The following is a 24,820-nucleotide window of genomic DNA, read 5'->3' on the forward strand; positions in this document are numbered from 1 at the left end:
CTCGAGTGCGCTTCAGGTCAATGTCGCGCAGCCATTGGGAGGCAGAATGATCCGTAAGAGTGACGAACTTCTCTCGATCGGTGAGGTATCGGAGCGCACTGGCGTCGCCGTGTCGGCTGTGCGCTACTACGAAACACTCGGTCTGGTTCCTGCGGAGCGGACGGCAGGAAATATGAGGAAGTTCCCGCGGCATTCGATCCGGCGGGTGTCGCTGATCCAGTTGGCAGTCAGATTCGGGATACCCCTGGCCGAAGTTGCCGAAGTATTCGGATCGTTGCCGCAGGGGCGAACTCCGACGAAGAAGGACTGGCGCAAGATTTCCACGGAGTGGAATCAGCGCCTCGAGGATCGCAAGCAGGCCATCAACCGGATGCAGGACGAACTGACGGGCTGTATCGGCTGCGGGTGTCTGTCACTGAAAACATGCAACCTGCTCAACCCTGGAGACGAACTGGGCCGGGAGGGACCCGGCGCCAGACGTCTCTGAAACTACTGTCGGTCACACTCTTTCGCGTGGCCGCGACTGAGCATTCCACCGACCACCACGACGCTCGATCTCGATGGGATGCGAGAAGCACTCGCTGATGTTCTGGGTGGTGATCACATCCTCGGCGAGGCCGCTGGCGGTCACGACGCCGTCCTTGATCAGAAGAGCATGTGTGGTGGTGCTGGGGATCTCCTCGATGTGGTGCGTCACGAGGATGCTGGCAAGTGACGGGTTCTGATTGCGGAGGTCGTCCAGTGCCGTCAAGAGTTGTTCGCGTGCAGCAAGATCGAGCCCGGTCGCCGGTTCGTCGAGCAGAAGCAGGCGCGGTTCGACCATGAGTGCGCGGGCGATCAGGGCTCGTCCCCGTTCGCCTTGGGACAAGTTGGGCCACAGCGCGTCCGAACGCGGACTCATTCCGAGTAGATCGATCAGTGCGTCGGCGTGAGCCTCTTGCTCCGGCGTCGGTGACCAGCGCGGCATCACCTCGGTGGTGTTGGTGAGGCCGGTGATCACGACGTTGCGGACGGTGATCGGAATTCCGATCGTGTGACGAGGGTTCACGTGCCCGATGTCCATCCGCAGTTCCCTCATGTCGACGCGGCCCAACTTGTGGCCGAGGACGTAAACGGAACCGCGAGTCGGGTGGGCGGTTGCTCCGAGCAGGCTCAGAAGCGTGCTCTTGCCCGCGCCGTTCGCGCCGAGGAGGACCCAGTGTTGTCCGGGTTCGATCGAAATGTTGATGTCTTTCAACAAGTATCGGCCGTCGCGGACGAGATCCACGTGTTCGGTAGACAGAACTGTGCCGGTGGGGTGTTGCACGAGAACTAACCTCTCTTAGGCGTCGAGCACACGCAGTCGTCGTAGGACGGTGTCGATGTTTGCTCGAGTTGCCGCTACCGCGGCTTCTGGGTCGGCGTCTTGAAGGGCCTCGACCAACTGATCATGGGCATGTGAGGTGTCGGGGACGCCGGCCTCGTGGGCCATCATCTCGACGAGGGATTCACGAAGGAGTGGACGCACCGACGTGAAAAGCGAGAGCAGAACTGCATTTCCGGACAGTCGAACGACTTCGGTGTGGAAGTCGAGGTCGACGTCGACGAACTTCTCGACATCACCCTCGAAATGACTGTGTCGCATGGTCAGCCGACGCCGCAGGCCGTCGAGGTCCTCGGGTTGTACCCGCTCCGCGGCCAGTCTGGCGGCCTCGATCTCGAGTGCGCGACGGACTTCGAAGACCTCGAGGATCCTCGAGCGTCGAAGAAGTTTGGTGAATTCGTCGACGTGCTCGAGTTCGGACGCGGCAGCCACGAAGGTTCCGACGCCGTGTCGGACTTCGAGTAGTCCGTCGCGAGCGAGGAGGCGGATTGCCTCGCGAATCGAGGAACGCCCGACGCCGAGTTCGACGGCGAGGGCCGCCTCGCTCGGTATGCGCTCGGACGGCGCCCACGTTCCATGCATGATTCGCCCGCGCAGCAACTGTTCGAGTTGCGGTACCAGCGGACCACTGCGAAGTGTGAATCCTGTGTGGTCGTCGGACACGGCTTGCCTCTCGGGTGGGTACCGAAAGAGTAACAACTCATCAGACGTCTGAGGACTCGGGTGGCCGGTGTGTCGGAAAATGGACCACCCGATTGCATGCGTGCAGGTGTCGCGCATTCCTTGTCGGACGAGTGAACAATTTCCGGCAGGGGTCGGGCAACTCGAAATGCTGAAGGCCGAGCTCAACCCTGGAGAGCATTCCGGCGATGGGCCGAGGTCACATCCGGCAGTCGAATGTGCCTACGTCCTCACGGGCACACTTACTCTCATCGTCGGTGTCGGAACGTATGACGTACTCAGCGGCGAAGCGATCACACTCGATTCGAATCAGCCCCACATGTACAGCAAAACTCCGACGCGTTGGTGGAGTTCGTCTTGTCGGCAAGCCCACCCACGCCCTGATCGTTCTCGCAGGCGGGTTCTGCGTTCGATGTTGTTCAGCCTGCCTGCCGGGTGCGGGTGACGATCGCAAACTCGGCGAACCAACTGACGGTCACGACACCTAGGATTCGGCGCTCATCTTCTCATCAAACATGCCAAGTAGAGGGAAATTGCCGTGCCGGATTCGTTGAGAGGACGCCCCACCGCGCGAGCAATCTTGTCGAGTCGATAATTCAGTGTGTTCCGGTGAATGTGCAGACTTGCAGCCGCCGTGCTCGAGTTGAAACCCGAATCGCCCCACGCGATCATCGTGTCCCGAAGCGCGGGCCAGTCCGATTGCTTGGGCAACTTGCCGAGAACAGCCTGGGTGAGACGCTGCCTACTATCATCCGGTATCACTGAAAGTGCCTGGTGCACACGGAAATTCTCGATGTCGTACAACTGACCTCTGGGGTCGAGATGGGTGCCCAGTTGAATGGCGTCATATGCATCGCGTGCGGAACAGTTGAGCCCTTCGACGCCAGAGGCCCGCGATCCCAGGCCGATTCTGATATTCCATGCCTTCGTTCTGGAGTCGGCTGTGAAAGTGCGGCATCGAGAGACGACGGTTGAATCCCGCGTAGTTGATTCGGCTTCGACTTCCGTGGCGACAGCAATCATCGATCGAGCCAGCGGAGCGATCATGTCGGCAGGCGAACTGAAGGTAGAGGCCAAAGCATTCACTACCTTGTCCGGTCCGACATTCGAAGGTAGAGAGTCGATTTCGGACGGAACGTAGCTGACGAGAATCACGGCGCGTGGCCGCTGGATGTCGAACCCCAATGTTCGCGCGCGACGTTCGATTGGTTGGACGCCAAGCGTCGAGCGGTGCCACTCGACGATGTCACGCAGCAATTCCTCGATCGACCGTTCCCGCGTTCGGCGTGATCCGATTCGTTCTGCTTCTTGCATGAGGATCTCTGTCTGGCGCTTGACGACCAACCCGAATTGCTCAACCTTGTCTGGTGAACCCGAGAGGCCGACAGTGCCGACGACATCGCCGTCGATCACCAAGGGGATTGTGACCCCGGGGAGGCTGCCCACGAGATCGCGAACATCCTCAGCTGTGTGTGTAATCGACTTACGGCTGCGGATCACTTCGACTGACGCTTCGTGGAACTGACCAACGCGTTGTTGATCACCGCTGCCGAGAACGACCCCCGCTCCGTCCGTGATCAGGACGTTGTGGCCGATTACGTCGGTGATATCGTTTGCGATCTGCTGGGCGAGGGCGTTGCTTAACATGACATGAGTCTCTCTCGAAGCTGATCTGCCCGGAAGAGAATCGTCTGTGCAATTTGCCTGAAAAAGTGTGCAATTCGACGGCGATCTTCGGGCTGATTGCCAGTGACTTGCGTCATATCTCGTTCATAAGATTGGCCAATCCTCAACTAGGAGTTCACATGGCCATCCTCGATTGGATCCTCCTCGGCGTGTATTTCGGGCTGCTTGTCCTCATCGGAGTGCAGACGATGCGTCGAGTCAAATCACCAGACGATTTTGCAGTTGCCGGCAATCGGATCGTCTGGCCCGTCTTCTTCGGAAGCCTCGCTGCTGCCTTTCTGGGCGGCGGCGCTTCGCTCGGCATGGCAGGCGCTGCTATGCGCGACGGGTACGTCTACATGTTCGCCTTCTGTGCCTTCGGCGTTCAGACCGTACTGGTCGGCTACTTCGTTGCACCGAAACTCAAGAACTACGTCGGCGCCCACACCCTCGGCGACGTCATGGAAACCCACTACGGCAAGCCCGCACGCTTGGTCACCGGAGTACTTTCGGTCGTCCTGTGCGCAGGCATCCTCGGTGCACAGGCATTGGCGATCGGCACGGTGGTCAACGCAACCTTGGACGTGCCGGTCGTTCCATCCGTGATCATCGGTATGGGTGTCGTGGTGCTGTATTCGTCTTTCGGTGGCGCGTGGGCAGTCATTCAGACGGACATGTTGCAGTTCGTCTTCCTCGGTGTGCTGCTCCCGGTAGCGCTCCTGATCGGTCTTGACGCTGTCGGTGGCCCTTCTGCCCTCATCGAGTTGGTGCCAAGCGATCATCTGACCTTCATGGGCGACTACACCCCAGTTCAGTTCCTCACCTTGTTTGCTGCGCTCCTGTTGGGGGAGACCCTCGTACCCCCGTACGCGCAACGAACCTTCTCGACTCCAGATTCCCGTCACGCAAGAAAGGGCTACGCGCTGGCCGGCTTCTTTTCCTTCTTTTTCTTCTTCACTGCGGCGTCCATCGGGTTGATCGCCATGGTGCTGTATCCCGATATCGAGTCGGATCAGGCGCTGCCCACCGTGGTCATGAACTTGATGCCCGTTGGCGTGCTCGGATTGGTCGTCGCAGCGCTGCTGGCGGTTGTGATGTCCACGGCTAGTTCGTATCTCAATTCGACGGCAGTGGTGTTGACCAAAGATATCTATCAGCCGTTGACCGAGACCGAGCTACCTGCCAAGAAGCGATTGACCATCGAGCGTATTACCAGTGTCGTCGTCGGGGCAGGAGCCACGATCTTCGCACTCAGCGTCCCATCGATCGTGGATGCCTTGCTCTACAGCTACACACTGTGGGCTCCCACAGTGATCGTCCCGTTGTTCGGTGCGGTTCTCTTCGGAGTCCGATCGACACCCGCTGCGCTTTCGGCGATCGGAGCCGGCGGTGTTGTCACCGCATTGTGGCAGTGGGTGCTCGAATCACCCTTCGGCTTGGACGGGCTGATCCCTGGCGTCATTGCCAACCTGCTCGTATTTGTTGTTGTCGCGGTGTCGACCAATGCCAAGTATCCGCGCCGCCCACATCCGGCAGCGCCTGTCCTGCAAGGAGATCCGGCATGATTCTCGAACTACTGCTCTATGGTGTCCCGGTGGCAGTCATCGTGGTGACTCTCTGGGTGGGATTCCTCGGATGGAAGTTCTATGTTCAAGAGGTTCTGCATGACGAGGAGAACGAGAATGCGTGAGACTTTCGATGTTGCAGGAATTACGACTGTGTCGTCGGTGTATCCGTCTGCAGTTGCGGTTGGCGAACTCATCTTTGTTTCCGGCCAGGTTTCGTTCGACGACGACGGCGGCGTCATTCATGGAGGCGACGTGACAGCGCAGACAGCGCAATGCATTTCGCGGTTGGCGGACGTGCTGGTCGGGGTCGGGTCGGTGCTTGCAGACGTAGTGCAGGCGACGGTCTATCTGGCAGACGCAGCCTATGCGGACGACTTCAATCGAGAGTGGTCCCATTGGTTTGCCGGCATCAGGCCGGCGCGTGCCACAGTTGTCGCGCCATTGCTGGATCCGCGACTGCTGGTCGAGATTTCGGCCACCGCAGTTCGCGGAAGTGGCGGTGTCCGATGAAGATCGCAATTATCGGCGCGGGGGTGGTCGGGGTCGCGTCAGCCTACTCGTTGGCGCAGCGTGGACATGAGGTGCACGTCTATGATCGACGGAGTGGGGTGGCATCCGATACATCCTCCAGCACAGCAGGTTTGATTGCACCGGGTCACTCGTACGCATGGGCGTCGCCATCCGCTCCGCTCATGCTCGTTCGATCTATGGCAGGCGCACAAACATCGATCCGAGTTGTTCCCCGCGCGGACATCCCGTTGTTGCGGTGGGGTGCGCGTTTCCTGCGTGAATGTACTCCGTCGCGGTCTCGTTCGAATACGCTCGCCAAGCTCGCGCTCGCGAAGTACAGCCAGCAACTCATGGAACAGATCGCCGTTCGAGAGGACCTTCAGTATTGGAAAACTGACGGTGGTGTCCTCTATCTGTATCGCGACGAGAAGGAGCTGGGAAAGGCGGTCGGAAACTCCAGGCTTCTGGCAGATCACGGACGAGTCCAGGAGGTCTTGAGTAGCGCTGAGATTCCGCTTGTGGAACCGGCTCTAGCTTCCAGCCGAGCCGAGTTCGCGGGAGCAATTCACGACCGCTCAGACGGAACTGGTGATCCACACCGCTTTTCGCTGGGTTTGGCAGCATCCTGCGAACGCATGGGGGTGACTTTTCACCTCGGTGAGGCTGTCGATCGAGTCGAAACTGACGGTGCGTCTGTCGACTCGCTCGTCGTGGGCTCTCGTCGTGTCCGCGCGGAAGGATATGTGCTGGCTGCTGGTGCATCGAGTCCACTTCTAGCGCGAAACAGCGGATTTCGGCTTCCCGTGTATCCGGCGAAGGGGTATACCCTCACCGCGCGGGTGAAAAATCTCGAACGTGCACCAACAGTCGGGGGCATTGACGAAAGAACTCTGGTCGCCTGGTCGCGATTCGGGGACAAGGTGAGAATGTCAGCAACTGCAGAATTCGTCGGATACGACCGGAGTCAGTCGCCGAAGGACTTCAATGGGATCATCGCAGCCGGCAACGAATTGTTCCCAGATGCTCTAGATTGGGACACGGCCGAGTATCGAACGGGTCTTCGTCCGATGACTCCGGATGGGCCTCCGTTGATCGGCCGAGGAAGACTGGACAACCTCTACTTCAACACCGGGCACGGGCACGTAGGTTGGACGATGGCATGCGGTTCTGCGCAGATGTTGTGTGACATCGTGGATGGGCTCATTCCGGATCTGGATCCTTCACCGTATTCGCCTATCCAGTCGAGGCGGCACTGATTCGAGTGGGAAGTACCGCCGACTTGTTCGCTTCGTGGGGCGAGCAGGTCGGCGGGAACTCACATCATGACGATGGATCGGAGGTCTTCACCCCGCCGAAGTCCTTCGTAGACGTCGGCCCGTCTTGCGGATGGGCTCGTGTCTTCCTGCTAGTTGCGGGTGACGCCGAGGAGCAGTGCGATCAGGTCGAGGGCCGTCTCGATCTCGGCCTTTTCTCGGCCGAGCAGGGGGGCGTAGAGGTGTACGTCGCAGATGCGGACGAGGGCTTCGCCCAGTACTTGCGGCGAGAGCGTGATCGTCAGCTGGCCGGCGTCGACCTGGGATTGCAGGATTTCGGCGGTAATGGAGGCGGAGATCGATTCGATGGAGCCGGGCATCATCGCGAGTTTGATGAACACCATCGGTTCGCGTTTGGTCAGCGCGCGCAGTTCTGTCGACGATTCCACCGATCGCATAACGCGGCCGAAGACGTCGAGAATGTACTCCGGACCTTGCCCCGACGCCTGTGACATCGCCTTTCGGTATGTCCGTTCGGTGGCCTCGGCCAGCACTGTTCCGAGCAGCTCGTCGCGGTTACCGACCCAGCGGTACAGCGTCGCGCGGCCTACGCCGAGACGTTCGGCGAGCAGTGACATGTCGAGTGGTTCCTCCGCGAGGTACATGCTCGCGGCGGTGTCGATCGCGCGTCGGCGTTCGAGGTCGGTAGGCATCGGGACATTCTCTCCGGTTGTCCGGTACTGCACAATTTCGGCCGTTGAAAAATGGTGAGCCTCGGGGGATCGAGCCTATTGACGAACCTGGCCACGTGAGACACACTAGCTCATTGTCTCATGTTAGTGATGGCGATCACAGTCAGGGGTTCGATCGATGAGTTCAGTACAAACCGTTCGTGGGCCGGTGGATACAGCCGATCTGGGAAAGGTGTTGATGCACGAGCATGTCTTCGTTCTGGGTGAGGAGTTGCGCCAGAACTACCCCGACTACCCCGAACCCTGGGACGAGGAAGTGCGGGTAGCGGACGCGGTGGCAAAGCTGACCGAGGTGAAGTCCCGCGGAATCAGCACGATCGTCGATCCCACAGTGATCGGCCTCGGCCGGTACATTCCGCGAATCGTCCGGATCAACGAGCAGGTCGATCTCAACATCATCGTTGCTACCGGCATCTACACCTACAACGACATTCCCTTCCAATTCCATTACACCGGACCGGGATTGCTGTTCGACGGCCCCGAGCCGATGGTCGAACTGTTCGTCAAGGACATCAGGGAAGGAATCGCCGGAACCGGTGTCCGAGCCTCCTTCCTGAAGTGCGCCATCGAGGAGCCGGGCCTTACCCCCGGCGTCGAGCGGGTCATGCGCGCGGTCGGACAGTCGCAGGTGGAAACGGGAGTGCCGATCACCGTGCACACCAATCCGCACACTGAATCCGGGCTGGTCGCGCAGAAGGTTCTGGCCGAAGAGGGTGCGGATCTGACCAAGGTGGTCATCGGTCACTCCGGCGACACCACCGATCTCGACTATCTGTGTGCGCTGGCCGATGCCGGTTCGCTACTGGGGATGGACCGTTTCGGTCTCGAACCGTTCCTGTCGTTCGAGGATCGTGTCAACACGGTGGTGGAGATGGCCCGTCGCGGTTACGCGGAGAAGATGGTTCTGGCACATGACGCGTCGTGTTTCATCGACTACTTCCCCAGTGCTGCAAGAGAAGCGGCACTTCCGAACTGGAACTACACCCACATCAGTGATGATGTCATTCCGGCGCTGCTCGAACGTGGTGTCACCGAAGACCAGGTCAAGGCGATGCTGGTGGACAACCCACGTCGGTACTTCGAGAGCTGAGATATGACCAACGTGTACGAGAGCAAGCCCTGGCTCGCCAATTACGACGCCGACACTCCGCCGAACGTAGACATCGAGCACGTCGACGCCCTCGCGATGTTCCGTGCTTCGCTGGAGCGCGATCGCACTGCCCCGATCATCAGGTACTTCGACAGGACCGTCAGCTTTGCCGAGCTCGACGAGATGTCGGATGCGCTTGCCGTAGCCCTCGCCAAGGATGGAATCGGGTTCGCAGACAGAGTTTCCTTTGTCCTGCAGAATGTTCCGCAGTTCGTGATCGCGACAGTCGCGGTCTGGAAGCTCGGTGCCGTCGTCGTTCCGGTCAATCCGATGTACCGCGACCGTGAGCTGTCCACCGTACTGGCCGACAGCGGAGCGGCGGCAGTCATCTGCCTCGAGTCCTCGGCCGAGACCGTGGCGACTGCGTCCGAGGGCACCGCAGTGAGACGGGTGATCACCACGTCGGAACTGGATTTTCAGTCGCGCGACGATGAACGGATCTTCGGTTCGGCGTCCAGGATTCGGCACGAGGGATTTCCGGATCTACTGGAATTGATCGAGGCTCATCGAGGGCAGAAGCCCGAGAAGGTCGATCTGTCTCCGGAAGACCTTGCCTACCTTCCCTATACGTCAGGGACAACCGGCCCGCCGAAGGGGTCGATGAACACGCACGCAAATGTCGTGTTCGCAGCGCAGATCTATCGGGACTGGCTGGGGTTGCGCCCCGGCGGCGCGATGTTCGCGGTGGCGCCACTGTTCCATATCACCGGGTTGATCGGGCACGTCGCGGCTCCACTCCTGGCCGGCGCGCTCACGATTCTGACCTGCCGATTCCATCCCATCGTTGCAGCGGAGTCAATTTCGGAGCATCGGGCTACCGCGATCATCGGAGCGATCACGGTATTCATCGCGTGGACGGACAGCGCCGCAGTCTCGAAGGAATCTTTGAGCTCTCTCGAGTCGGTGTATTCAGGTGGCGCGCCGATCCCGCACGCGGCGTTGGAAGCGTTCCGGGCGAAGTTCGGTCACTACATTCACAACGGCTACGGGCTGACCGAGACGAACAGCCCGGCAATCGTGGTGCCGAATTCGCGTGAAGCGCCGGTAGATCCGGCGTCGGGGGCCGTTGCTGTCGGCGTACCGGTATCGAATACGTACGCCGAGGTGGTGGACGAGAACGACAAGCCGGTACAGGTCGGGGAGTACGGCGAGATCGTGGTCTCCGGTCCCCAGGTTGCACTCGGATACTGGAACAAGCCGGACGAGACCGCACATGCCATGCCGGACGGGCGTTTTCACACCGGCGACATCGGATTCATGGACGGCGACGGTTGGTTTTACATCGTCGACCGGATGAAGGATCAGATAAATGCCTCGGGCTTCAAAGTGTGGCCACGCGAAGTGGAAGATGTTCTCTACGAACACCCTGCCGTACGAGAGGCTGCTGTCGTCGGTGTCATGGATCCGTATCGCGGCGAAACCGTGAAGGCCTTCGTGTCCTTCAAGGACGGTGCCGAGGCGACCACCGAGGATCTGGTCGAGTTCTGCAAGGAAAGGCTTGCAGCATACAAGTATCCACGCATCGTCGAGGTCATGAATGACCTGCCGAAAACTGTGAGCGGCAAGATTCTTCGTCGTGAACTGCGGGTACCGAACTAGATCTACCTGACAAACGAATTGCCGGCCGCCGACAAGGTGAGCCGGCCATTCGTCGTGGTGGCTGACGAGCATCGGTAGGGGATTTAGTCCCCTATGCGGCAATGCATTTCAGTGATTGACATCACTCTTTTTGTATCGCAGACTGATCGCAACGCCACAGAGTTGAAGTTGGTGTCAGTTTCTACTTCTGGCCCGGTTCCGCTTCTCAACTCCCGGCGCGACGAGCGTCCGACCCATCGAGGAGTAACCCATGACGAGATCGGCAGTGGATTCGAACACGCAGGCAGGGGGCCTGTCCGATCAGGAACGGAAGAAGAAGAAAGCGCACCGCAAACTTCTCGGCGCGGGACTGCTCGGCAGTTCCATCGAGTGGTACGACTTCTTCTTGTACGGAACGGCTGCGGCACTGGTCTTTCCGCATGTGTTCTTCCCCGATTCATCCGCACTGATGGGCACATTGCTCTCGTTCAGTACGTTCTGGGCCGGCTTCGTTGCCCGCCCCATCGGCGGTTTGGTCGCCGGACACTTCGGCGACAAGTATGGGCGTAAGCCCGCTGTCGTCACCTGCCTGTTGCTGATGGCCGTCGCGACGTTCCTGATCGGCGCGATCCCGAGTGCGTCGGCAATCGGCGTCGTCGCTCCGATTCTTCTGGTGACACTGCGATTCATCCAAGGTCTCGCCTGCGGTGGCCAGTGGGGCGGAATCGTCCTTCTCCTCACCGAATCCGCGAGTCCCAAGAAGCGCGGATTCTCAGGCACTTTCGGTCAGATGGGTGTCTCGTTCGGTGTAGTGCTGGGCAACCTGGTCTTCCTCGTCGCGACCGCGACCATTTCCAATGATGCATTCCTGAGCTGGGGTTGGCGAGTTCCGTTCTTCGCCAGCGCGCTGCTCTTCCCCGTGGTTCTGTACATCCAGACGAAGGTCGAGGACACGCCGGAATTCCTCGAGTTGCAGGAAGACGCCAAGAAGAACCAAAAGGACGTCGTCGTTCAGGCTCCACTGGCGCAGGCGCTCAAGGATCACTGGCGCAAGATTCTGCTCGGTTGCGGACTTCTGGCCGCCACCAATGCACTGTTCTACATCAGCATCGCCGGCGTGCTCAGCTACGGCACAACCGAACTGGGGTTGAAGCGGAACTCACTGCTCATCATCTCGCTCCTGAGCGCGTTGCTGACAGTCGGCGTGGTGCTGTGGTCCGGGAAGATGTCCGACAAGATCGGTCGTCGTCCGATGATCCTGATCGGCGCCGCGGCGATCGTGGTCTGGGCATTCCCGTACTTCTGGTTGATCAACACCAAGTCCCTGCCGCTGTTCTTCATCGCGGTGACAGTCGGCAGCGTGTTCCAGTCGATGACCTACGGGCCGATCGCTGCGTACATGGGTGAGCTGTTCGCGCCCAACGTGCGTTACTCGGCAGCATCGTTGGCGTACCAGCTGGCGGCGATCACGGTCAGCGGTGGTACTCCGTTCATCATGACGGCACTCATCGCGAAGACCGGGACCACTACATGGGTTGCCGTGTTCGTAGCCCTCATGGGTCTGGTGACCTTCTTCAGTGCCTGGGTGCTGAAAGAGACCAACCCGAAGGAAGTTCGGGATGATCCGAACGCAATTCCGGGCGCGCACCTGTACGCCAAGTAACTCTTTCGGTTTCGAGCAGACGCCCGCTATCGGTCACCGGTAGCGGGCGTCTGACGTATAACTGGAGCATGGCTGCAGCACGCACAGGCTCCGAAGATGCTTCGTCGACAGCGTCACGGGAACTCCCCTCCACTCAGCGTGGTTTGCGTACGCGTCGAGCGTTGATCGATGCGGCCCGCACCGTTTTCGAACGGTCCGGCTATCTGGACTCGCGGCTGATCGACATCACTGTGGAGGCGCAGTGCTCGGCCGGTACCTTCTACACCTACTTCGCGAGCAAGGAAGAGATCTTCGCGGCAGTGATGGAGTTGGCGCGCGAAGACATGATGCATCCGGGTATGCCGCACACTCCGAAAGGCGCGGATCCTGCTGAGGTCATCGCGGCGAGTAACCGCGCGTACCTAGAGGCGTACCGACGGAACGCGAAGCTGATGGGACTGCTCGAGCAGGTAGCAAGCATCGATCCGGAGTTCCGGGTTCTCCGCCTCGAGCGTGCTGACGCGTTTGTTCGACGCAACGCGCGCAGTATCGAGAAGCTGCAGAAAGCCGGACTGGCGGACGCGAATCTGGATCCGCTACTGACGTCTCGGGCACTCTCCGGGATGATCAGTCGACTTGCGTTCGGGTACTTCGTATCCCGCGGCGGCGAGGACGGCGCCGCCGGAGTGACCTTCGACGGTCTGCTCGATACCGTCAACCGGTTGTGGATCAACACTTTGCAATTCTCGCTACGCCAAAATTGATGTTGACGCCGGGTTCATGTTTGGTGTCTGATGGAGCAATGACACCTACGCGTACGGCAGTGCTCGTCGATTTCGGTGGAGTTCTCACCTCCAGTGTGCTGCGGGCCTTCGAAGATTTCGGGGCCTCGCTTGGGGGCGACCCACGACTTCCGTTGACCCTGCTCTCCCGCGACGACGTCTCGAAGAGACTGCTCTCCGATCACGAATCCGGAAAGATCGACCAGGAGGCCTTCGAAGCAGGATTCGGGGAACGGCTACGAGCGCACGGCGCAGTCGTCGACAGCGTTGGATTGGTCGACCGTATGCAAGCCGGGCTGATTCGAGACGAGGAGATGGTGCGTCTGCTCGCGGACGTGCGGGCGGCGGGTCACCCTGTTGCGCTCGTGTCCAATGCTTTCGGGCGTGATTGCTACGCGGGTTTTGTGCTCGAGGACCTCGCCGACGAAGTGGTGATCTCCTCGGAAGTCGGGATTCGTAAGCCCTCTCGTCAGATATACACCATCGCGTGCGAGCGGCTGGGTGTTGCGCCCGAAGGCGCCGTGATGATCGACGACCTGCAACAGAACCTCGACGGCGCGGCACGATTGGGGATCGCCGGCATTCTCCACACCGATGCGGAAAGCACTCGCAGTCAGTTGGAATCGACGTTCGGACTACTGCCCATGCAGTGAAACTGTAGGTTCTCGGTAACACTCGAATACTGCTGGAACACTTTTGGAGGAATGAATGATTGCTGTCATCGCGGATATCACCGTCAAAGACGGAAGCGGCGAACAGTTCGAAGCCGTAGTCGCCGAACTTGCCGAGAAGGTGCGCACGGAAGAGCCCGGAACGGTTCTGTATCAACTGATCCGCTCGAAGACGGATACGAATTCCTACAAGTTCATGGAGCTGTATCAAGACAGTGCTGCGATCAAGGCCCATGGATCGTCCGAGCATTTCCAGGCCGCGGGAAAGGCGATGGCGCCCTTCCTCGCAGGCGCCCCGCAGATCGAGTACTTCGACGCACTCTGAGCGCATGGACAGGGCACTCTGAGCGCATGGACAGGTGAACCCCGGCGAAATCTCGCCGGGGTTCACCTGTGTTTTCAGTTCTGCTTCTGGGCGAGGAGTTCGGTGCGGTCGATCGATCGCTTGAGGATCTTTCCCGTCGAACCCTTCGGGAGCGCGTCGATGAACTGGACCACCCGCGGAATCTTGTAGGCGGACAGACGTTCCCGAGCCCACGAGGTGACGTCATCTGCTTCGAGGTCGGAGCCTGGGCGCACGGCCACCACCGCCGCAACCTCCTCGCCGTAGTAGTCGTCGGGTATACCGATCACCGCGGCCTCGATGATGTCGGGGTGCTGGTAGAGCACCTCTTCGACCTCGCCTGGATAGACGTTGTATCCACCGCGGATGATGAGGTCCTTGACGCGGTCGACGATGCGAAGGTCACCGTCGGCGTCGGTCTCGCCGAGGTCTCCGGTGCGGAACCATCCGTCGTCGGACAGGACGGCGGCCGTGTCGGCCGGGCGCTTCCAGTAGCCCTTCATGACCGTCGGTCCTTTGATGAATACCTCGCCCACTGTGCCTGCCTGGCAGACATTTCCGTCGTGATCACGGACCTCGACCTCGGTGCGCGGTACGGCGCGGCCGGTGTATCCGATCTTTGCGACGCGGTCGATGCTGTTGAAAGTTCCGAATGCGCTCGTCTCGGTCAGGCCGTAGCCCTCGAGGATTGTGCAGTTGAACCGTGCTTCGAAGGCGCGAGCGACTTCACCGGGAAGTGATGCGCCACCGGAGATTGCGATCCGCAGTTGTTCGAAGTCGGAGCTGTCCACGTCGGCTGCGGCGTGCAGCATGGCATTCCACATGGTGGGGACGCCGGCCATGATGGTGAGCTTGTCCCGACGCACCAGATCGAGCATGGCGGCCGGGTCGAACCGGGCGAGCAGGGACAGCGATCCGCCGCCGGTGAAGGTTGCCATCATGACCGAACCCTGGCCGAAGATGTGAAAGAGAGGCAGCCCGGTACCGGTGCGGTCCGAGGGATTTCCGCGGCTGCTCTCGGCGCCGATCTCACCGGCAGACAACAGATTCCCGACTGTCAGCTGAGCGCCCTTCGGACGTCCGGTGGTACCGGAGGTGTAGAGAATCGCCGTGGTGTCCGGTGTTGCGCGGTCGACCACCGTTGCCGGTGGATGGTCGGCTTTCGCCGATTCTTCGGTGAGCGTCCACACCGGGACGCCGCGCGCACTCCCTGCATCCTGAACTGCGGGACCGAGCTGGTGCCAGGCGATCGCCAGCGAAATCTCGGCGTCGTCCAGTACGTACTCGACTTCGGGTTGCGCCGACATCGTGTTGATGGGCACCACGACACAACCTGCAGCCTGAATCCCCATGTACGCCACGATGAATTCAGGCACCGACGGCGCCGCGAGCAGAACCCGGTCGCCGATGCTCAACCCTTCGTCGCGAATGCGGCCGGCAAACGCCAGAGACGCGTCGTGGAGCTGTCGGTATGTCCAATGATTATCCGTGCCGCGAATTGCAATATTTTCCGGAGTGGCTTCCGCGTGACGGGTCACCGGGTCGAGAACGCTAACCATGGTTCTGCCTTTCGGGAGGAATCGACCGATTGTGTGTCCTGGGTCTCACCAGAGCGTACACTTGAATCCGGCGTCAACATCGAGTCTGCTGGGATTGTCCCGAAAATGATGTTGATCGGAAGGATGAGGAGCGCACCGTGCTCGACGACGAATCGCGAATTGCCGCCTTACCGGTGGCTCCGCCCGCGCTGCTCCGGGATCGACCGACCACCGAGCGGGGGACACGCACGCGTGCGGCATTGATTGCTGCTGCCCGTAAGGTTTTCGAGCGCAGTGGCTATCTCGATGCACGTTTGATCGACATCGCAAAAGAAGCCGGTTGCGCGACGGGATCGTTCTACACGTACTTCGCGAACAAGGAAGAGGTGTTCGCCGCCGTCCTCGAGGTTGCGCGAGACGACATGATGCACCCGGGCATGGGACGCGTTGCGAGCGCGGACGATCCGTACGCCGTGCTCGAGGCAAGTAATCGAGCGTATCTGGCCGCGTATCAACGCAATGCGAAGTTGATGGGGCTCATGGAGCAGGTTGCTCACATCGACCCGGAGTTCCGGAAGTTCCGCAGCGAGCGTGCCAATGCGTTCATACGCCGTAATGCCCGCGGGATTGCAGATCTGCAGTCCCGCGGCATCGCGGACACGACGCTGGATCCGATGACGGCGTCGATTGCTCTGTCCGGCATGGTGAGTCGACTCGCCTACAGTCTGTTCACCCTTCGTGAGGGTGAGGTGGACGGGCGTTCACCGGAGTTCGATCAGATTGTCGCCACTGTGACCGATCTGTGGGCGAACGCTCTGAAGTTCCCCGACCGTCTCTGACGAGGTGGGCCGCCCCGGCTGCATCGATGTTCGAGCGGCCGGGCGTCCCAGTCTCGGTTCAGCTCTTTTCGGTTCAGCTCTTTTCGACGACGCGAGCGACGGATTCGGCGACCACGACGGGCTTGTCGGAACCCTCGCGCTCGACCACCTGGCTCATCTTCACTTGGATTCCGCCGGGCAACTGCTCCGCGGACACGACGGTTGCGCGCATGCGGACCCGGGATCCCACGGGAACGGGAGCGGGGAAGCGAACCTTGTCGTAGCCGTAATTGAGGCTGTGGGCGAAGCCGTCGAAGTGGATGAGTTGGTAGGAGAACTGGGGGCCCAGCGAGAGGCTGAAGAGTCCGTGCGCGATCGTGCTGCCGAGCGGGCTCGATGCGGCTCGTTCCGGGTCGACATGAATCCACTGATGATCGTTTGTGGCTTCGGCGAACGCGTTGATGCGCTCCTGGGTGATGTCGTACCACTCCGTCGGGCCAAGTTCCTGGCCGATGAGCTTCTCGAGCTCGGCGAAGGTGGACGGGCGGACGGGCAATTGGTTTTCAGTCATCGTTATCCCTTTACTCGCAGTTCAGGAGGACGGAACGGGCCGTTCGGGTGACCGTCGCGATTCGACGGTTGAAACTGACGCCGGATTCAACTATACATGAGGGGAGACGTGGATCACTGTCAGCGCGTAGGTATGACGCAAGCGAGAGGAATCGCTCATGAAGGTTGCCCAGAAGGTAGCAATTGTCACCGGTGGCGGCGGGGGAATCGGCGGTGCACTGGCCGAGCGACTGGCTGCCGAGGGTGCTCGCGTCGTAGTGGCTGACCTGGACGGGGCAGCAGCTTCGGCAGTAGCAGAGGCGATCAACGCGGAGCGTCCCGGAGCGGCCGTGTCTGCCGGTGGCGACGTCTCCGACGAGACGGTCATTGCGGGCCTGATCGCGCAGGCGGAAAAGGAATTCGGCCCGGTCGACCTCTACTTCGCCAATGCCGGCGTTACCGGTGGCATGGGCCTCGACATCAGTGAAGACGTCTGGGACACGACGATCGACGTCAACGTTCGCGCCCACATTCGCGCTGCCAGGCTCCTCGTCCCCGGCTGGACGGAGCGCGGGGAGGGCTACTTCATCAGCACGGCCTCTGCGGCCGGCTTGCTCAGTCAGGTCGGGTCCGCCGCGTACTCGGTGACCAAACATGCCGCGGTCGCGTTTGCCGAGTGGCTCTCGATCACCTACGGAGATCAGGGTGTTCGCGTCAGTTGCTTGTGCCCGATGGGCGTCAACACCAAGCTTCTCTACGAAGGTGAGAACTCCGGCGATCCGGTCGGCAAGGCCGCAACCGGAGCCGTGCTTGCGGCAGGCAATGTTCTCGAGCCTGCCGAATGCGCCGAAATCGTTCTTGCGGCAGTGGATGCCGAAGAATTTCTCATCCTTCCGCACAAGAACGTGCTGGACATGTACCGGCAGAAGGGCGCCGACTACGACCGTTGGTTGCGCGGGATGCGCCGGTACCAGGCGTCGCTCCTCGCGGGAACACGATGACCGAGGAACTCGTCCTCTCCGAGCAGAGAGGAGCGGTGCTGGTTCTGACATTCAATCGGCCCCGCGTTCTCAACGCGTGGACCAACGAGCTCGAAGATCAGTACTACGACTTTCTGGCCGTGGCAGACGAAGATCCCAGTGTCCGAGCAATTGTTGTCACCGGCTCCGGCCGAGGATTCTGCTCGGGGGCTGACCTCGGCAATTTGAAGAACGTCGGCGAAGTCTCCGAAAGTGATCTTGTCCGGCCGCGAGACCGTCATTTCCCGACCACCATCCGCAAGCCGCTGATCGCTGCCGTCAACGGCGTCGCCGCCGGGCTCGGAATGGTCGAGGCTTTGTACTGCGACGTTCGTTTCGGTTCGAGCGCAACACGATTCACTACCGCGTTCGCGCGTCGAGGCCTGATTGCGGAGTACGGCATCTCCTGGATGTTGCCCCGCTTGGTCGGGCACAGTCGAGCAGTCGATCTTCTGCTTTCCAGCCGGATGGTGGATGCCGACGAGGCGTACCGCATCGGTCTGGTCGACCACCTGGTCACCGGCGGTGACGTTCTGGATGCGGCGATTGCTTACGCCGAGGACATCGCGGCCAACTGCTCGCCGACGTCCCTCTCCGTCATCAAGTCGCAGATGAGTGCCGATGCGCACTCGACCTTCACCGATTCCGCCAGGCGTGCGGAATCGCTGATGCTGAACGCATTTCACGGCCCGGATGTCGTCGAGGGCGTCAACAGCCATCTCGAACATCGAGCCCCCAATTTTCCTTCCCTCTCTGTCAGGAGTTCACATGTCAGTGTTTGAGTTCTCGGATCGCACCAAGAAGTACCAGGCCGAACTGCTCGATTTCATGGACAAGCACGTTTACCCGGCCGAAGCGGTCTACGAAGAGCAGATGCGTGAGTCCGGTAACCCGCACTTTCAGCCGCCGATCATCGACGACTTGAAGAAGGAAGCCAAGGCCCGCGGGCTGTGGAACCTCTTCCATCCCCATCCCGAATGGGGCCCCGGCCTGACCAACCTGGAATACGCACCGCTCGCGGAGATCATGGGCCGCAGCCACCTGGCCTCCGAGGCCACCAACTGCGCCGCTCCGGACACGGGAAACATGGAGGTGCTCACGCTCTTCGGCACCGACGAGCACAAGGAGAAGTACCTCAAGCCGCTTCTCGAAGGCGAAATTCGTTCCGCTTTCGCGATGACCGAGCCCGAGGTTGCCAGCTCCGACGCCACCAACATCCAGCTCCGTATGGACCGTGACGGCGACGAGTACGTGCTGAACGGCCGTAAGTGGTTCGCTTCCAACGCCTTGCACCAGAACTGCAAGGTTCTGATCGTCATGGGTAAGACCGACTTCAATGCCGCCACCCACCGTCAGCAGTCGATGATGGTCGTGCCGATCGATGCTCCCGGCGTCACGATCCTGCGCAACCTGCCGGTTTTCGGCTACCAGGACCGCGAAGGACACGGCGAGATCACTTTCGAGGACGTGCGCGTCCCGGCCAAGGACATTCTCGCCGGTGAGGGTGAAGGATTCGCGATCAGCCAGGCCCGCCTCGGCCCCGGCCGCATCCACCACTGCATGCGTGCAATCGGAATGGCCGAGCGCGCACTGGAACTGATGTGCAAGCGCGCATCCACCCGCATCACCTTCGGGAAGCCCGTCAGTGACAACGCGAATATCCAGGACTGGATCGCCGAGGCTCGTATCGACATCGAGATGGTTCGACTCCTCACGCTCAAGGCCGCACACATGATGGACACGGTGGGCAACAAGGAAGCGCGCACCGAGATCGCAGCCATCAAGGTTGCGGCACCGAACATCGCGCTCAAGATCATCGACCGCGCCATCCAGGTTCACGGCGGTGGCGGCGTCACCGACGACTTCCCGCTCGCGATGGCTTACGCCCACATGCGCACCCTTCGCCTGGCCGACGGCCCGGACGAGGTGCACAAGCGCGCCATCGCCAAGCAGGAACTGCGCAAGTACCGCGAAGTCAAGGCGAACTGACATGGCAGGACTGGATCTCACCGGTAAGACGGCAATCGTCACAGGCGCATCGCGGGGCATCGGCCTCGCGACCGCGCAGGCGATTGCGGCGGCGGGCGGAAACGTCGTACTGACTTCGCGCTCACAGGAATCCGCAGATGCGGCTGCCGCGCAGGTGAACGGCAACGCGATCGGCGTCGGCGCTCACGCGACGGACGAGGATGCTGCACGCAAGTGCGTCGAGCAGACGATCGAGCGTTTCGGCAGTCTCGACATCTTGGTGAACAACGCGGGCACCAACCCGTCGTTCGGGCCGATCATCAACCAGGATCACTCGCGCTTCGCCAAGACTTTCGACGTCAACGTGTGGGCTCCAGTCCTGTGGACCGGCCTCGCAGCGCGGGCCTGGATGGGCGAGCACGGTGGTTCCGTGGTCAACACCGCTTCGATCGGCGGCATGGCGTTCGAGGCGGGAATCGGTACGTACAACGCGTCGAAGGCTGCTCTGATCCACATCACCAAGCAATTGGCGCTCGAGTTGTCACCGAAGATTCGTGTCAACGCCGTTGCGCCGGGAGTGGTGAGAACCAAACTCGCCGAAGCTCTGTGGAAAGAACACGAAGAAGCGGTGTCCGCGTCGACTGCTCTCGGACGCATCGGTGAACCCGAGGACGTGGCCGCTGCCATTGCCTTCCTGGTTTCGGATGCAGCCCAGTGGATCACCGGCGAGATCATGACCATCGACGGTGGCCAGTTGTTGGGTGACGCACTCCCGTTCCGGCAGGGAGCGTCCGTCGGTGGCTAGCGTCGGAGTAGTGGGACTCGATACCGAAGCGGTCACCGGGTGGATCGCAGGCCTGGGGATCGACTTTTCCGGGCCGTTGTCCTTCGATCGAATCGGCTTGGGGCAGTCGAATCTCACGTACCTGGTTCGCGATCAGGACGGCAATCGCTGGGTGCTACGACGCCCACCGCTGGGGCATCTGCTGGCCTCGGCTCACGACGTGGCGCGTGAGGCTCGAATCCTGAGCGCTCTCGAATCCACCGACGTGCCTTCGCCGCGAGTATTCGGGTTGACCGAGGATCCTGCCGTCACCGAAGTTCCGCTGCTCCTCATGGAATTCGTGGACGGCGAAGTGGTGGACCGAATGCCTCTTGCGGAGGCGTTGTCGGAAGATCGTCGCCGGGCAATCGGAATCTCGCTCGCTCAGACGCTGGCGAAGATACACGCCGTCGACCTCGAGCAGGCCGGTCTCGACGACCTGGCAAGCCACAAGCCCTACGCTGCACGGCAGTTGAAGCGGTGGGGTGGTCAGTGGGAACAGTCGAAGACGCGGGAATGCCCTGATCTCGACGATCTCACCCGACGCCTGATTGCAGCCCAGCCGGATCACACGGAAACCACGTTGGTGCACGGCGACTTTCACCTACGCAATGTGATCACCTCGGCGAGCAACGGCGAAGTTGTCGCGGCCCTCGACTGGGAACTGTGCACACTCGGTGATCCGTTGGCGGACGTCGGAAGCTTGTTGGCGTACTGGCCGGCGGCTGGTGAGAATACCGGCGGCGATTTCCCGGCATCGGCACTCCCGGGATTCCCCTCGCGAGAGGAGATCTCCCGGATCTATCTCGAGGCCACCGGACGGGATCCTGCTGCGCTGAAGTTCTGGCACACGTTGGGACTGTGGAAGATTGCCGTGATCGCCGAGGGCGTGATGCGTCGCGCCCGCGACGAACCGCAGAATGCCGCCGAGAGCGGAACTCCCACCGTGGAACGTATTGACGCCTTGGTCGCCAAAGCCAGGGAAATTGCAGATCAGGCCGGGATCTGACGAGATCGTCCGGTGTCCGTCGAATCACGAAAGTATGGAGGGCCAGTGAGCCAGGAACGTAGAACCGCAATTGTCACGGGTGCAGCACGCGGAATCGGTGCGGCAGTAGCGAAGCGACTGTCGGAAGACGGTTTTGCCGTCGCCGTGCTCGACCTCGACGAAGCGGCGTGTGCGGGAACCGTCGACGCGATCAAGGCCGCAGGCGGACAGGCGCTGGCCGTCGGCGCTGACGTCTCCGACGAGGCTTCGGTTGCTGCAGCAGTGGATCGTGTGGCCGCAGAACTGGGTGCACCTACCGTGCTGATCAACAATGCCGGTATCACTCGCGACAACCTTCTGTTCAAGATGAGTGTTGCCGAGTGGGATTCGGTGATGAACGTCCACCTGCGCGGAGCGTTCCTCATGTCGCGTGCGGTGCAGAAGTACATGGTGGAAGCGAAGTTCGGCCGCATCGTGAACCTCTCGAGCACGTCGGCTCTCGGTAATCGTGGACAGGTCAACTACTCCGCTGCGAAGGCCGGAATGCAGGGCTTCACCAAGACATTGGCCTTCGAGCTGGGCAAGTTCGGCGTGACCGCGAACGCTATTGCCCCCGGATTCATCGAAACCGAGATGACCGCCGCAACGGCCGAGCGCATGGGCGTCGGCTTCGAGGACTTCAAGACCGCTGCCGCTTCGCAGATTCCGGTCAATCGCGTCGGACAGCCCGAGGACATCGCGCACACCGCGTCGTTCTTCGTCAGCGAAGGCGCAGGCTTCGTTTCCGGTCAGGTCGTCTACGTCGCCGGTGGACCGAAGGACTGACCGTCCGCTCACCGCTCGAACCGAAGGAATGGGCATGGCTTTCGACGAAGAGGCAGTATCGCGTGATCTCACCGAGAAGGTGAACACGCTTCTCGCGGAGAACGATCCGAACAGCGTGTCGGTATCGGACTTCCTCGGCGCACGATTCGACGCCGGACTGGCGTGGGTTCATTTCCCCGAAGGTCATGGGGGACTCGGTGTACCGCAGAGCTTTCAGCGTCAGGTGAACGCTCAGCTGGAGGCCGCCGGTGCACCGGGCCCGGCCACCGGCAAGAACGGGATCGGACTGGGCATGGCGGCACCGACCATCGCTGCCTTCGGCACCGAGGAGCAGAAGCAGAAGTTCCTGCGCCCGTTGTGGACTGCGGAGACGGTCTACTGCCAGCTGTTCAGTGAACCGGGCGCAGGTTCGGACCTCGCGGCCGTCGCTACCCGCGCCGTCCGCGACGGCGACGACTGGATAGTCAACGGGCAGAAGGTATGGACGTCGGGCGCGCAGAATGCGCAGCTGGCGATTCTCGTGGCCAGGACCGATCCGTCACGTTCCAAGCATGCGGGTCTGAGCTACTTCATCTGCGACATGACCGATCCGGGCGTCGATGTCCGGCCGCTGCGTCAGATCACCGGCGAGGCCGAATTCAACGAGGTATTCCTCACGGACGTCAGGATTCCGGACGCCAATCGCCTCGGAGCCGAAGGCCAGGGGTGGAAGGTTGCGACCACCACCCTGAACAACGAGCGTGTTGCCATCGGTTCGGGCGCACCGCGTGAGGGCGGCATGATCGGAAAGGTCGCTCAGGCCTGGCGTGACGAGCCCGAGCTGCGTAACCCGGCGATGCACGACGAGTTGATGCGACTCTGGACCGAATCCGAAGTTGCGCGTCTGACCGGGGAGCGACTGCGCCAGCAGCTCGCCGCCGGCCAGCCCGGCCCCGAAGGCTCGGGAATGAAGCTCGCGTTTGCCGGTTTGGCCCAGCAGATTTCTGGATTCGACCTCGAACTGCACGGCGAAGCCGGTCTGCGCTACGACGACTGGACACTGCGTCGACCGGATTCCGTCGACTTCACCGGGCGTGAACCCGGATACCGGTACCTGCGAGCCAAGGGCAATTCGATCGAGGGCGGAACGTCGGAGATCCTGCGCAACGTCATCGCAGAACGTGTACTCGGGTTGCCGCCCGAGCATCGCGTCGACAAGGACATCGCCTGGAAGGACCTACCCCGATGAGCGCCGATCTGCTGTACTCCGAGACCGAACAAGATCTGCGAGCCAGCGTCAGACGACTGCTGAGCGAGCGGGCCGGCGCCGACACCGTGGTCACGGCGTACGACGACGTGTCCGCCGACTTCACCGGGCTGTGGAAGTCGCTGGCGTCGGAACTCGGTTTGGCGGGACTGCTGGTACCCGAGGAACTGGGCGGGGCAGGTGCGTCGACGCGTGAGGCGGCGGTCGTGATGGAGGAGATCGGACGTGCGGTCGCTCCCGTTCCGTTCTTCACCAGCGCGGTGCTGGCGACGACGGCGTTGCTGAAGGCCGACGAGACCGAGGTGCTCGGTCAATTGGCAGCGGGGGATTCGACGGCTGCTCTGGTCATCCCGCTGTCCACTGCACCAGGAACTTTCACACCTACTGTCAAGGCAACGGCGAGTGGACTCGTCGGCAGCGTCACGACGGTTGCCGGCGTCGCCGAGTCCGATGTTCTTGTTGTTCCGGTTGCCGGTGAGAGCGGCCTGGAGCTGCATACCGTTCGGATCGCCGACGCCACCGTCACGCCGGTTCTGTCCCTGGACATGACGCGCCGATTGGCGGACGTCGAGTTCTCGGGTTCGTCGTCGGTCCGTGTCGACAGCGGCAATGCGGCGCAAGCGGTTGAGGAAGCGTTGCTCTGCGGGAGCGCACTTCTGGCGTCCGAACAGTTCGCTGTAGCTCAGTGGTGCCTCGAAACGACTCTCGCGTATGTGAAGGAGCGCAAGCAGTTCGGCCGGGCGATCGGTTCGTACCAGGCGATCAAGCACCGCCTCGCCGATCTCTGGCTCGAAGTCAGCTCTTCGGGCGCGGCAGCACGCTATGCGGCGGACACCTATGCACGCGGCGACGAAGATGCGGCGATCGCAGCGACGGTGGCCCAGGCATTCTGCAGCGGCGTCGCGGTTCATGCTGCCGAGGAGTGCGTCCAACTTCATGGTGGTATCGGAATGACGTGGGAGTATCCGGCGCACCTGTACCTCAAACGGGCGAAGAGCGATCAGCTGTCGCTGGGAACCGCGTATCAGCATCGGGCACGCCTCGCCGAGTTGGTCGACCTCCCGATCTCGTCCTGAAACTCACCCACT

At 61.3% G+C, this 24,820-nt stretch carries 27 protein-coding genes; 21 read left to right on the plus strand and 6 right to left on the minus strand.

The window, feature by feature from the left end:
• Window positions 1–46 precede the first annotated feature (46 nt).
• Window positions 47–487 carry a redox-sensitive transcriptional activator SoxR gene (soxR, locus tag YH3_RS14310; RefSeq protein ID WP_003943238.1) on the plus strand — a complete coding sequence of 147 codons (441 nt, stop codon included), beginning with the start codon at window positions 47–49 and terminating at the stop codon, window positions 485–487.
• A gap of 12 nt (window positions 488–499) precedes the next feature.
• Here soxR and YH3_RS14315 read toward each other — a convergent pair whose 3' ends face one another.
• Both YH3_RS14315 and YH3_RS14320 read right to left on the minus strand, forming a co-directional pair.
• A complete protein-coding gene (locus YH3_RS14315) occupies window positions 500–1,306 on the minus strand; it encodes an ABC transporter ATP-binding protein (RefSeq protein ID WP_003943111.1) in 807 nt (268 codons plus the stop codon).
• Between the two features lie 15 nt (window positions 1,307–1,321).
• Window positions 1,322–2,026 (minus strand): FadR/GntR family transcriptional regulator, encoded by a 705-nt coding sequence (locus YH3_RS14320; protein ID WP_003943086.1) that lies wholly within the window; start codon window positions 2,024–2,026, stop codon window positions 1,322–1,324.
• Window positions 2,027–2,192: 166 nt separating this feature from the next.
• On the opposite strand from YH3_RS14320, the gene YH3_RS37310 reads away from it, so the two are divergent.
• Complete coding sequence (locus YH3_RS37310) at window positions 2,193–2,489, plus strand: cupin domain-containing protein (protein WP_064443618.1); 297 nt, start codon at window positions 2,193–2,195, stop codon at window positions 2,487–2,489.
• A 53-nt stretch (window positions 2,490–2,542) separates the two neighbouring features.
• Here the strand turns inward: YH3_RS37310 and YH3_RS14330 are convergent, their stop codons facing one another.
• Complete coding sequence (locus YH3_RS14330) at window positions 2,543–3,691, minus strand: sugar diacid recognition domain-containing protein (RefSeq protein ID WP_058226894.1); 1,149 nt, start codon at window positions 3,689–3,691, stop codon at window positions 2,543–2,545.
• Between the two features lie 158 nt (window positions 3,692–3,849).
• On the opposite strand from YH3_RS14330, the gene YH3_RS14335 reads away from it, so the two are divergent.
• The 4 genes from YH3_RS14335 to YH3_RS14345 are packed head-to-tail and all read left to right on the plus strand — an operon-like array spanning window position 3,850 to window position 7,043.
• Window positions 3,850–5,274, plus strand: a complete 1,425-nt coding sequence (locus tag YH3_RS14335; RefSeq protein ID WP_058226895.1) for a sodium:solute symporter — start codon at window positions 3,850–3,852, stop codon at window positions 5,272–5,274.
• A complete protein-coding gene (locus YH3_RS37155) occupies window positions 5,271–5,399 on the plus strand; it encodes a hypothetical protein (protein WP_268875601.1) in 129 nt (42 codons plus the stop codon). The genes YH3_RS14335 and YH3_RS37155 overlap by 4 nt, the downstream gene beginning before the upstream one ends.
• Complete coding sequence (locus tag YH3_RS14340; protein ID WP_058226896.1) at window positions 5,392–5,787, plus strand: RidA family protein; 396 nt, start codon at window positions 5,392–5,394, stop codon at window positions 5,785–5,787. The genes YH3_RS37155 and YH3_RS14340 overlap by 8 nt, the downstream gene beginning before the upstream one ends.
• On the plus strand, window positions 5,784–7,043 hold the full coding sequence (locus tag YH3_RS14345) for a D-amino acid dehydrogenase (protein WP_058226897.1): 1,260 nt from the start codon (window positions 5,784–5,786) through the stop codon (window positions 7,041–7,043). Before YH3_RS14340 ends, YH3_RS14345 begins: the two co-directional genes overlap by 4 nt.
• 149 nt (window positions 7,044–7,192) lie before the next feature.
• On the opposite strand, the gene YH3_RS14350 is transcribed toward YH3_RS14345, so the two are convergent.
• Window positions 7,193–7,753, minus strand: coding sequence for a QsdR family transcriptional regulator (locus YH3_RS14350; RefSeq protein WP_003943195.1), 561 nt, complete (start codon window positions 7,751–7,753; stop codon window positions 7,193–7,195).
• 157 nt (window positions 7,754–7,910) lie between these two features.
• Between YH3_RS14350 and YH3_RS14355 the strand changes: the two genes are divergently transcribed.
• The 6 genes from YH3_RS14355 to YH3_RS14380 all read left to right on the plus strand — a co-directional run bounded on the left by YH3_RS14355 (window position 7,911) and on the right by YH3_RS14380 (window position 13,940).
• Window positions 7,911–8,882, plus strand: coding sequence for a phosphotriesterase (locus YH3_RS14355; RefSeq protein WP_030536044.1), 972 nt, complete (start codon window positions 7,911–7,913; stop codon window positions 8,880–8,882).
• Between the two features lie 3 nt (window positions 8,883–8,885).
• On the plus strand, window positions 8,886–10,541 hold the full coding sequence (locus YH3_RS14360) for an AMP-binding protein (RefSeq protein ID WP_064443619.1): 1,656 nt from the start codon (window positions 8,886–8,888) through the stop codon (window positions 10,539–10,541).
• Window positions 10,542–10,791: 250 nt separating this feature from the next.
• Entirely contained in the window at window positions 10,792–12,183 is a 1,392-nt protein-coding gene (locus YH3_RS14365; RefSeq protein WP_058038323.1) for an MFS transporter, read from the plus strand.
• Between the two features lie 68 nt (window positions 12,184–12,251).
• Window positions 12,252–12,926, plus strand: a complete 675-nt coding sequence (locus tag YH3_RS14370; protein ID WP_054187504.1) for a TetR/AcrR family transcriptional regulator — start codon at window positions 12,252–12,254, stop codon at window positions 12,924–12,926.
• Between the two features lie 38 nt (window positions 12,927–12,964).
• Window positions 12,965–13,597: an HAD family phosphatase gene (locus YH3_RS14375; protein ID WP_064443620.1), complete on the plus strand. Its 633-nt coding sequence runs from the start codon at window positions 12,965–12,967 to the stop codon at window positions 13,595–13,597.
• Window positions 13,598–13,652: 55 nt separating this feature from the next.
• On the plus strand, window positions 13,653–13,940 hold the full coding sequence (locus YH3_RS14380) for a putative quinol monooxygenase (RefSeq protein WP_007730819.1): 288 nt from the start codon (window positions 13,653–13,655) through the stop codon (window positions 13,938–13,940).
• A 74-nt stretch (window positions 13,941–14,014) separates the two neighbouring features.
• Here the strand turns inward: YH3_RS14380 and YH3_RS14385 are convergent, their stop codons facing one another.
• Window positions 14,015–15,517, minus strand: coding sequence for a class I adenylate-forming enzyme family protein (locus YH3_RS14385; RefSeq protein ID WP_064443621.1), 1,503 nt, complete (start codon window positions 15,515–15,517; stop codon window positions 14,015–14,017).
• Between the two features lie 137 nt (window positions 15,518–15,654).
• Here YH3_RS14385 and YH3_RS14390 point away from each other — a divergent pair, with 137 nt between their 5' ends.
• Window positions 15,655–16,335, plus strand: a complete 681-nt coding sequence (locus YH3_RS14390) for a TetR/AcrR family transcriptional regulator (protein WP_030536039.1) — start codon at window positions 15,655–15,657, stop codon at window positions 16,333–16,335.
• A 73-nt stretch (window positions 16,336–16,408) separates the two neighbouring features.
• Here YH3_RS14390 and YH3_RS14395 read toward each other — a convergent pair whose 3' ends face one another.
• A complete protein-coding gene (locus YH3_RS14395) occupies window positions 16,409–16,885 on the minus strand; it encodes a MaoC family dehydratase (protein ID WP_003942878.1) in 477 nt (158 codons plus the stop codon).
• Window positions 16,886–17,042: 157 nt separating this feature from the next.
• On the opposite strand from YH3_RS14395, the gene YH3_RS14400 reads away from it, so the two are divergent.
• The 8 genes from YH3_RS14400 to YH3_RS14435 are packed head-to-tail and all read left to right on the plus strand — an operon-like array spanning window position 17,043 to window position 24,808.
• The gene (locus YH3_RS14400; RefSeq protein ID WP_003942864.1) at window positions 17,043–17,864 is read left to right on the plus strand and encodes an SDR family oxidoreductase; all 822 of its coding nucleotides are present in this window, start codon (window positions 17,043–17,045) and stop codon (window positions 17,862–17,864) included.
• A complete protein-coding gene (locus YH3_RS14405) occupies window positions 17,861–18,664 on the plus strand; it encodes an enoyl-CoA hydratase-related protein (RefSeq protein WP_030536038.1) in 804 nt (267 codons plus the stop codon). The genes YH3_RS14400 and YH3_RS14405 overlap by 4 nt, the downstream gene beginning before the upstream one ends.
• The gene (locus tag YH3_RS14410) at window positions 18,651–19,871 is read left to right on the plus strand and encodes an acyl-CoA dehydrogenase family protein (protein WP_019745701.1); all 1,221 of its coding nucleotides are present in this window, start codon (window positions 18,651–18,653) and stop codon (window positions 19,869–19,871) included. The genes YH3_RS14405 and YH3_RS14410 overlap by 14 nt, the downstream gene beginning before the upstream one ends.
• Window position 19,872: 1 nt before the next feature.
• Complete coding sequence (locus tag YH3_RS14415; RefSeq protein WP_007730827.1) at window positions 19,873–20,655, plus strand: SDR family oxidoreductase; 783 nt, start codon at window positions 19,873–19,875, stop codon at window positions 20,653–20,655.
• Window positions 20,648–21,682 (plus strand): phosphotransferase family protein, encoded by a 1,035-nt coding sequence (locus YH3_RS14420; RefSeq protein WP_039973187.1) that lies wholly within the window; start codon window positions 20,648–20,650, stop codon window positions 21,680–21,682. Before YH3_RS14415 ends, YH3_RS14420 begins: the two co-directional genes overlap by 8 nt.
• Window positions 21,683–21,727: 45 nt before the next feature.
• Window positions 21,728–22,486 (plus strand): 3-oxoacyl-ACP reductase FabG, encoded by a 759-nt coding sequence (fabG, locus tag YH3_RS14425; protein WP_020909429.1) that lies wholly within the window; start codon window positions 21,728–21,730, stop codon window positions 22,484–22,486.
• 34 nt (window positions 22,487–22,520) lie between these two features.
• Window positions 22,521–23,714, plus strand: coding sequence for an acyl-CoA dehydrogenase family protein (locus YH3_RS14430; RefSeq protein ID WP_003943047.1), 1,194 nt, complete (start codon window positions 22,521–22,523; stop codon window positions 23,712–23,714).
• A complete protein-coding gene (locus YH3_RS14435) occupies window positions 23,711–24,808 on the plus strand; it encodes an acyl-CoA dehydrogenase family protein (RefSeq protein WP_064443622.1) in 1,098 nt (365 codons plus the stop codon). The genes YH3_RS14430 and YH3_RS14435 overlap by 4 nt, the downstream gene beginning before the upstream one ends.
• Window positions 24,809–24,820 lie beyond the last annotated feature (12 nt).

Origin of the sequence: Rhodococcus sp. YH3-3, assembly GCF_001653035.1 — a bacterium.
Taxonomy (GTDB): Bacteria; Actinomycetota; Actinomycetes; order Mycobacteriales; family Mycobacteriaceae; genus Rhodococcus_F; species Rhodococcus_F qingshengii.

Bases quoted from the DNA above. Each gene is read 5' to 3' on its own strand.
- soxR (WP_003943238.1), top strand. From the start codon at position 47: ATGATCCGTAAGAGTGACGAACTTCTCTCGATCGGTGAGGTATCGGAG.
- YH3_RS37310 (WP_064443618.1), top strand. From the start codon at position 2,193: ATGCTGAAGGCCGAGCTCAACCCTGGAGAGCATTCCGGCGATGGGCCG.
- YH3_RS14330 (WP_058226894.1), bottom strand. From the start codon at position 3,691: ATGTTAAGCAACGCCCTCGCCCAGCAGATCGCAAACGATATCACCGAC.
- YH3_RS14335 (WP_058226895.1), top strand. From the start codon at position 3,850: ATGGCCATCCTCGATTGGATCCTCCTCGGCGTGTATTTCGGGCTGCTT.
- YH3_RS37155 (WP_268875601.1), top strand. From the start codon at position 5,271: ATGATTCTCGAACTACTGCTCTATGGTGTCCCGGTGGCAGTCATCGTG.
- YH3_RS14340 (WP_058226896.1), top strand. From the start codon at position 5,392: ATGCGTGAGACTTTCGATGTTGCAGGAATTACGACTGTGTCGTCGGTG.
- YH3_RS14345 (WP_058226897.1), top strand. From the start codon at position 5,784: ATGAAGATCGCAATTATCGGCGCGGGGGTGGTCGGGGTCGCGTCAGCC.
- YH3_RS14350 (WP_003943195.1), bottom strand. From the start codon at position 7,753: ATGCCTACCGACCTCGAACGCCGACGCGCGATCGACACCGCCGCGAGC.
- YH3_RS14355 (WP_030536044.1), top strand. From the start codon at position 7,911: ATGAGTTCAGTACAAACCGTTCGTGGGCCGGTGGATACAGCCGATCTG.
- YH3_RS14360 (WP_064443619.1), top strand. From the start codon at position 8,886: ATGACCAACGTGTACGAGAGCAAGCCCTGGCTCGCCAATTACGACGCC.
- YH3_RS14365 (WP_058038323.1), top strand. From the start codon at position 10,792: ATGACGAGATCGGCAGTGGATTCGAACACGCAGGCAGGGGGCCTGTCC.
- YH3_RS14370 (WP_054187504.1), top strand. From the start codon at position 12,252: ATGGCTGCAGCACGCACAGGCTCCGAAGATGCTTCGTCGACAGCGTCA.
- YH3_RS14375 (WP_064443620.1), top strand. From the start codon at position 12,965: ATGACACCTACGCGTACGGCAGTGCTCGTCGATTTCGGTGGAGTTCTC.
- YH3_RS14380 (WP_007730819.1), top strand. From the start codon at position 13,653: ATGATTGCTGTCATCGCGGATATCACCGTCAAAGACGGAAGCGGCGAA.
- YH3_RS14385 (WP_064443621.1), bottom strand. From the start codon at position 15,517: ATGGTTAGCGTTCTCGACCCGGTGACCCGTCACGCGGAAGCCACTCCG.
- YH3_RS14395 (WP_003942878.1), bottom strand. From the start codon at position 16,885: ATGACTGAAAACCAATTGCCCGTCCGCCCGTCCACCTTCGCCGAGCTC.
- YH3_RS14400 (WP_003942864.1), top strand. From the start codon at position 17,043: ATGAAGGTTGCCCAGAAGGTAGCAATTGTCACCGGTGGCGGCGGGGGA.
- YH3_RS14405 (WP_030536038.1), top strand. From the start codon at position 17,861: ATGACCGAGGAACTCGTCCTCTCCGAGCAGAGAGGAGCGGTGCTGGTT.
- YH3_RS14410 (WP_019745701.1), top strand. From the start codon at position 18,651: ATGTCAGTGTTTGAGTTCTCGGATCGCACCAAGAAGTACCAGGCCGAA.
- YH3_RS14415 (WP_007730827.1), top strand. From the start codon at position 19,873: ATGGCAGGACTGGATCTCACCGGTAAGACGGCAATCGTCACAGGCGCA.
- YH3_RS14430 (WP_003943047.1), top strand. From the start codon at position 22,521: ATGGCTTTCGACGAAGAGGCAGTATCGCGTGATCTCACCGAGAAGGTG.
- YH3_RS14435 (WP_064443622.1), top strand. From the start codon at position 23,711: ATGAGCGCCGATCTGCTGTACTCCGAGACCGAACAAGATCTGCGAGCC.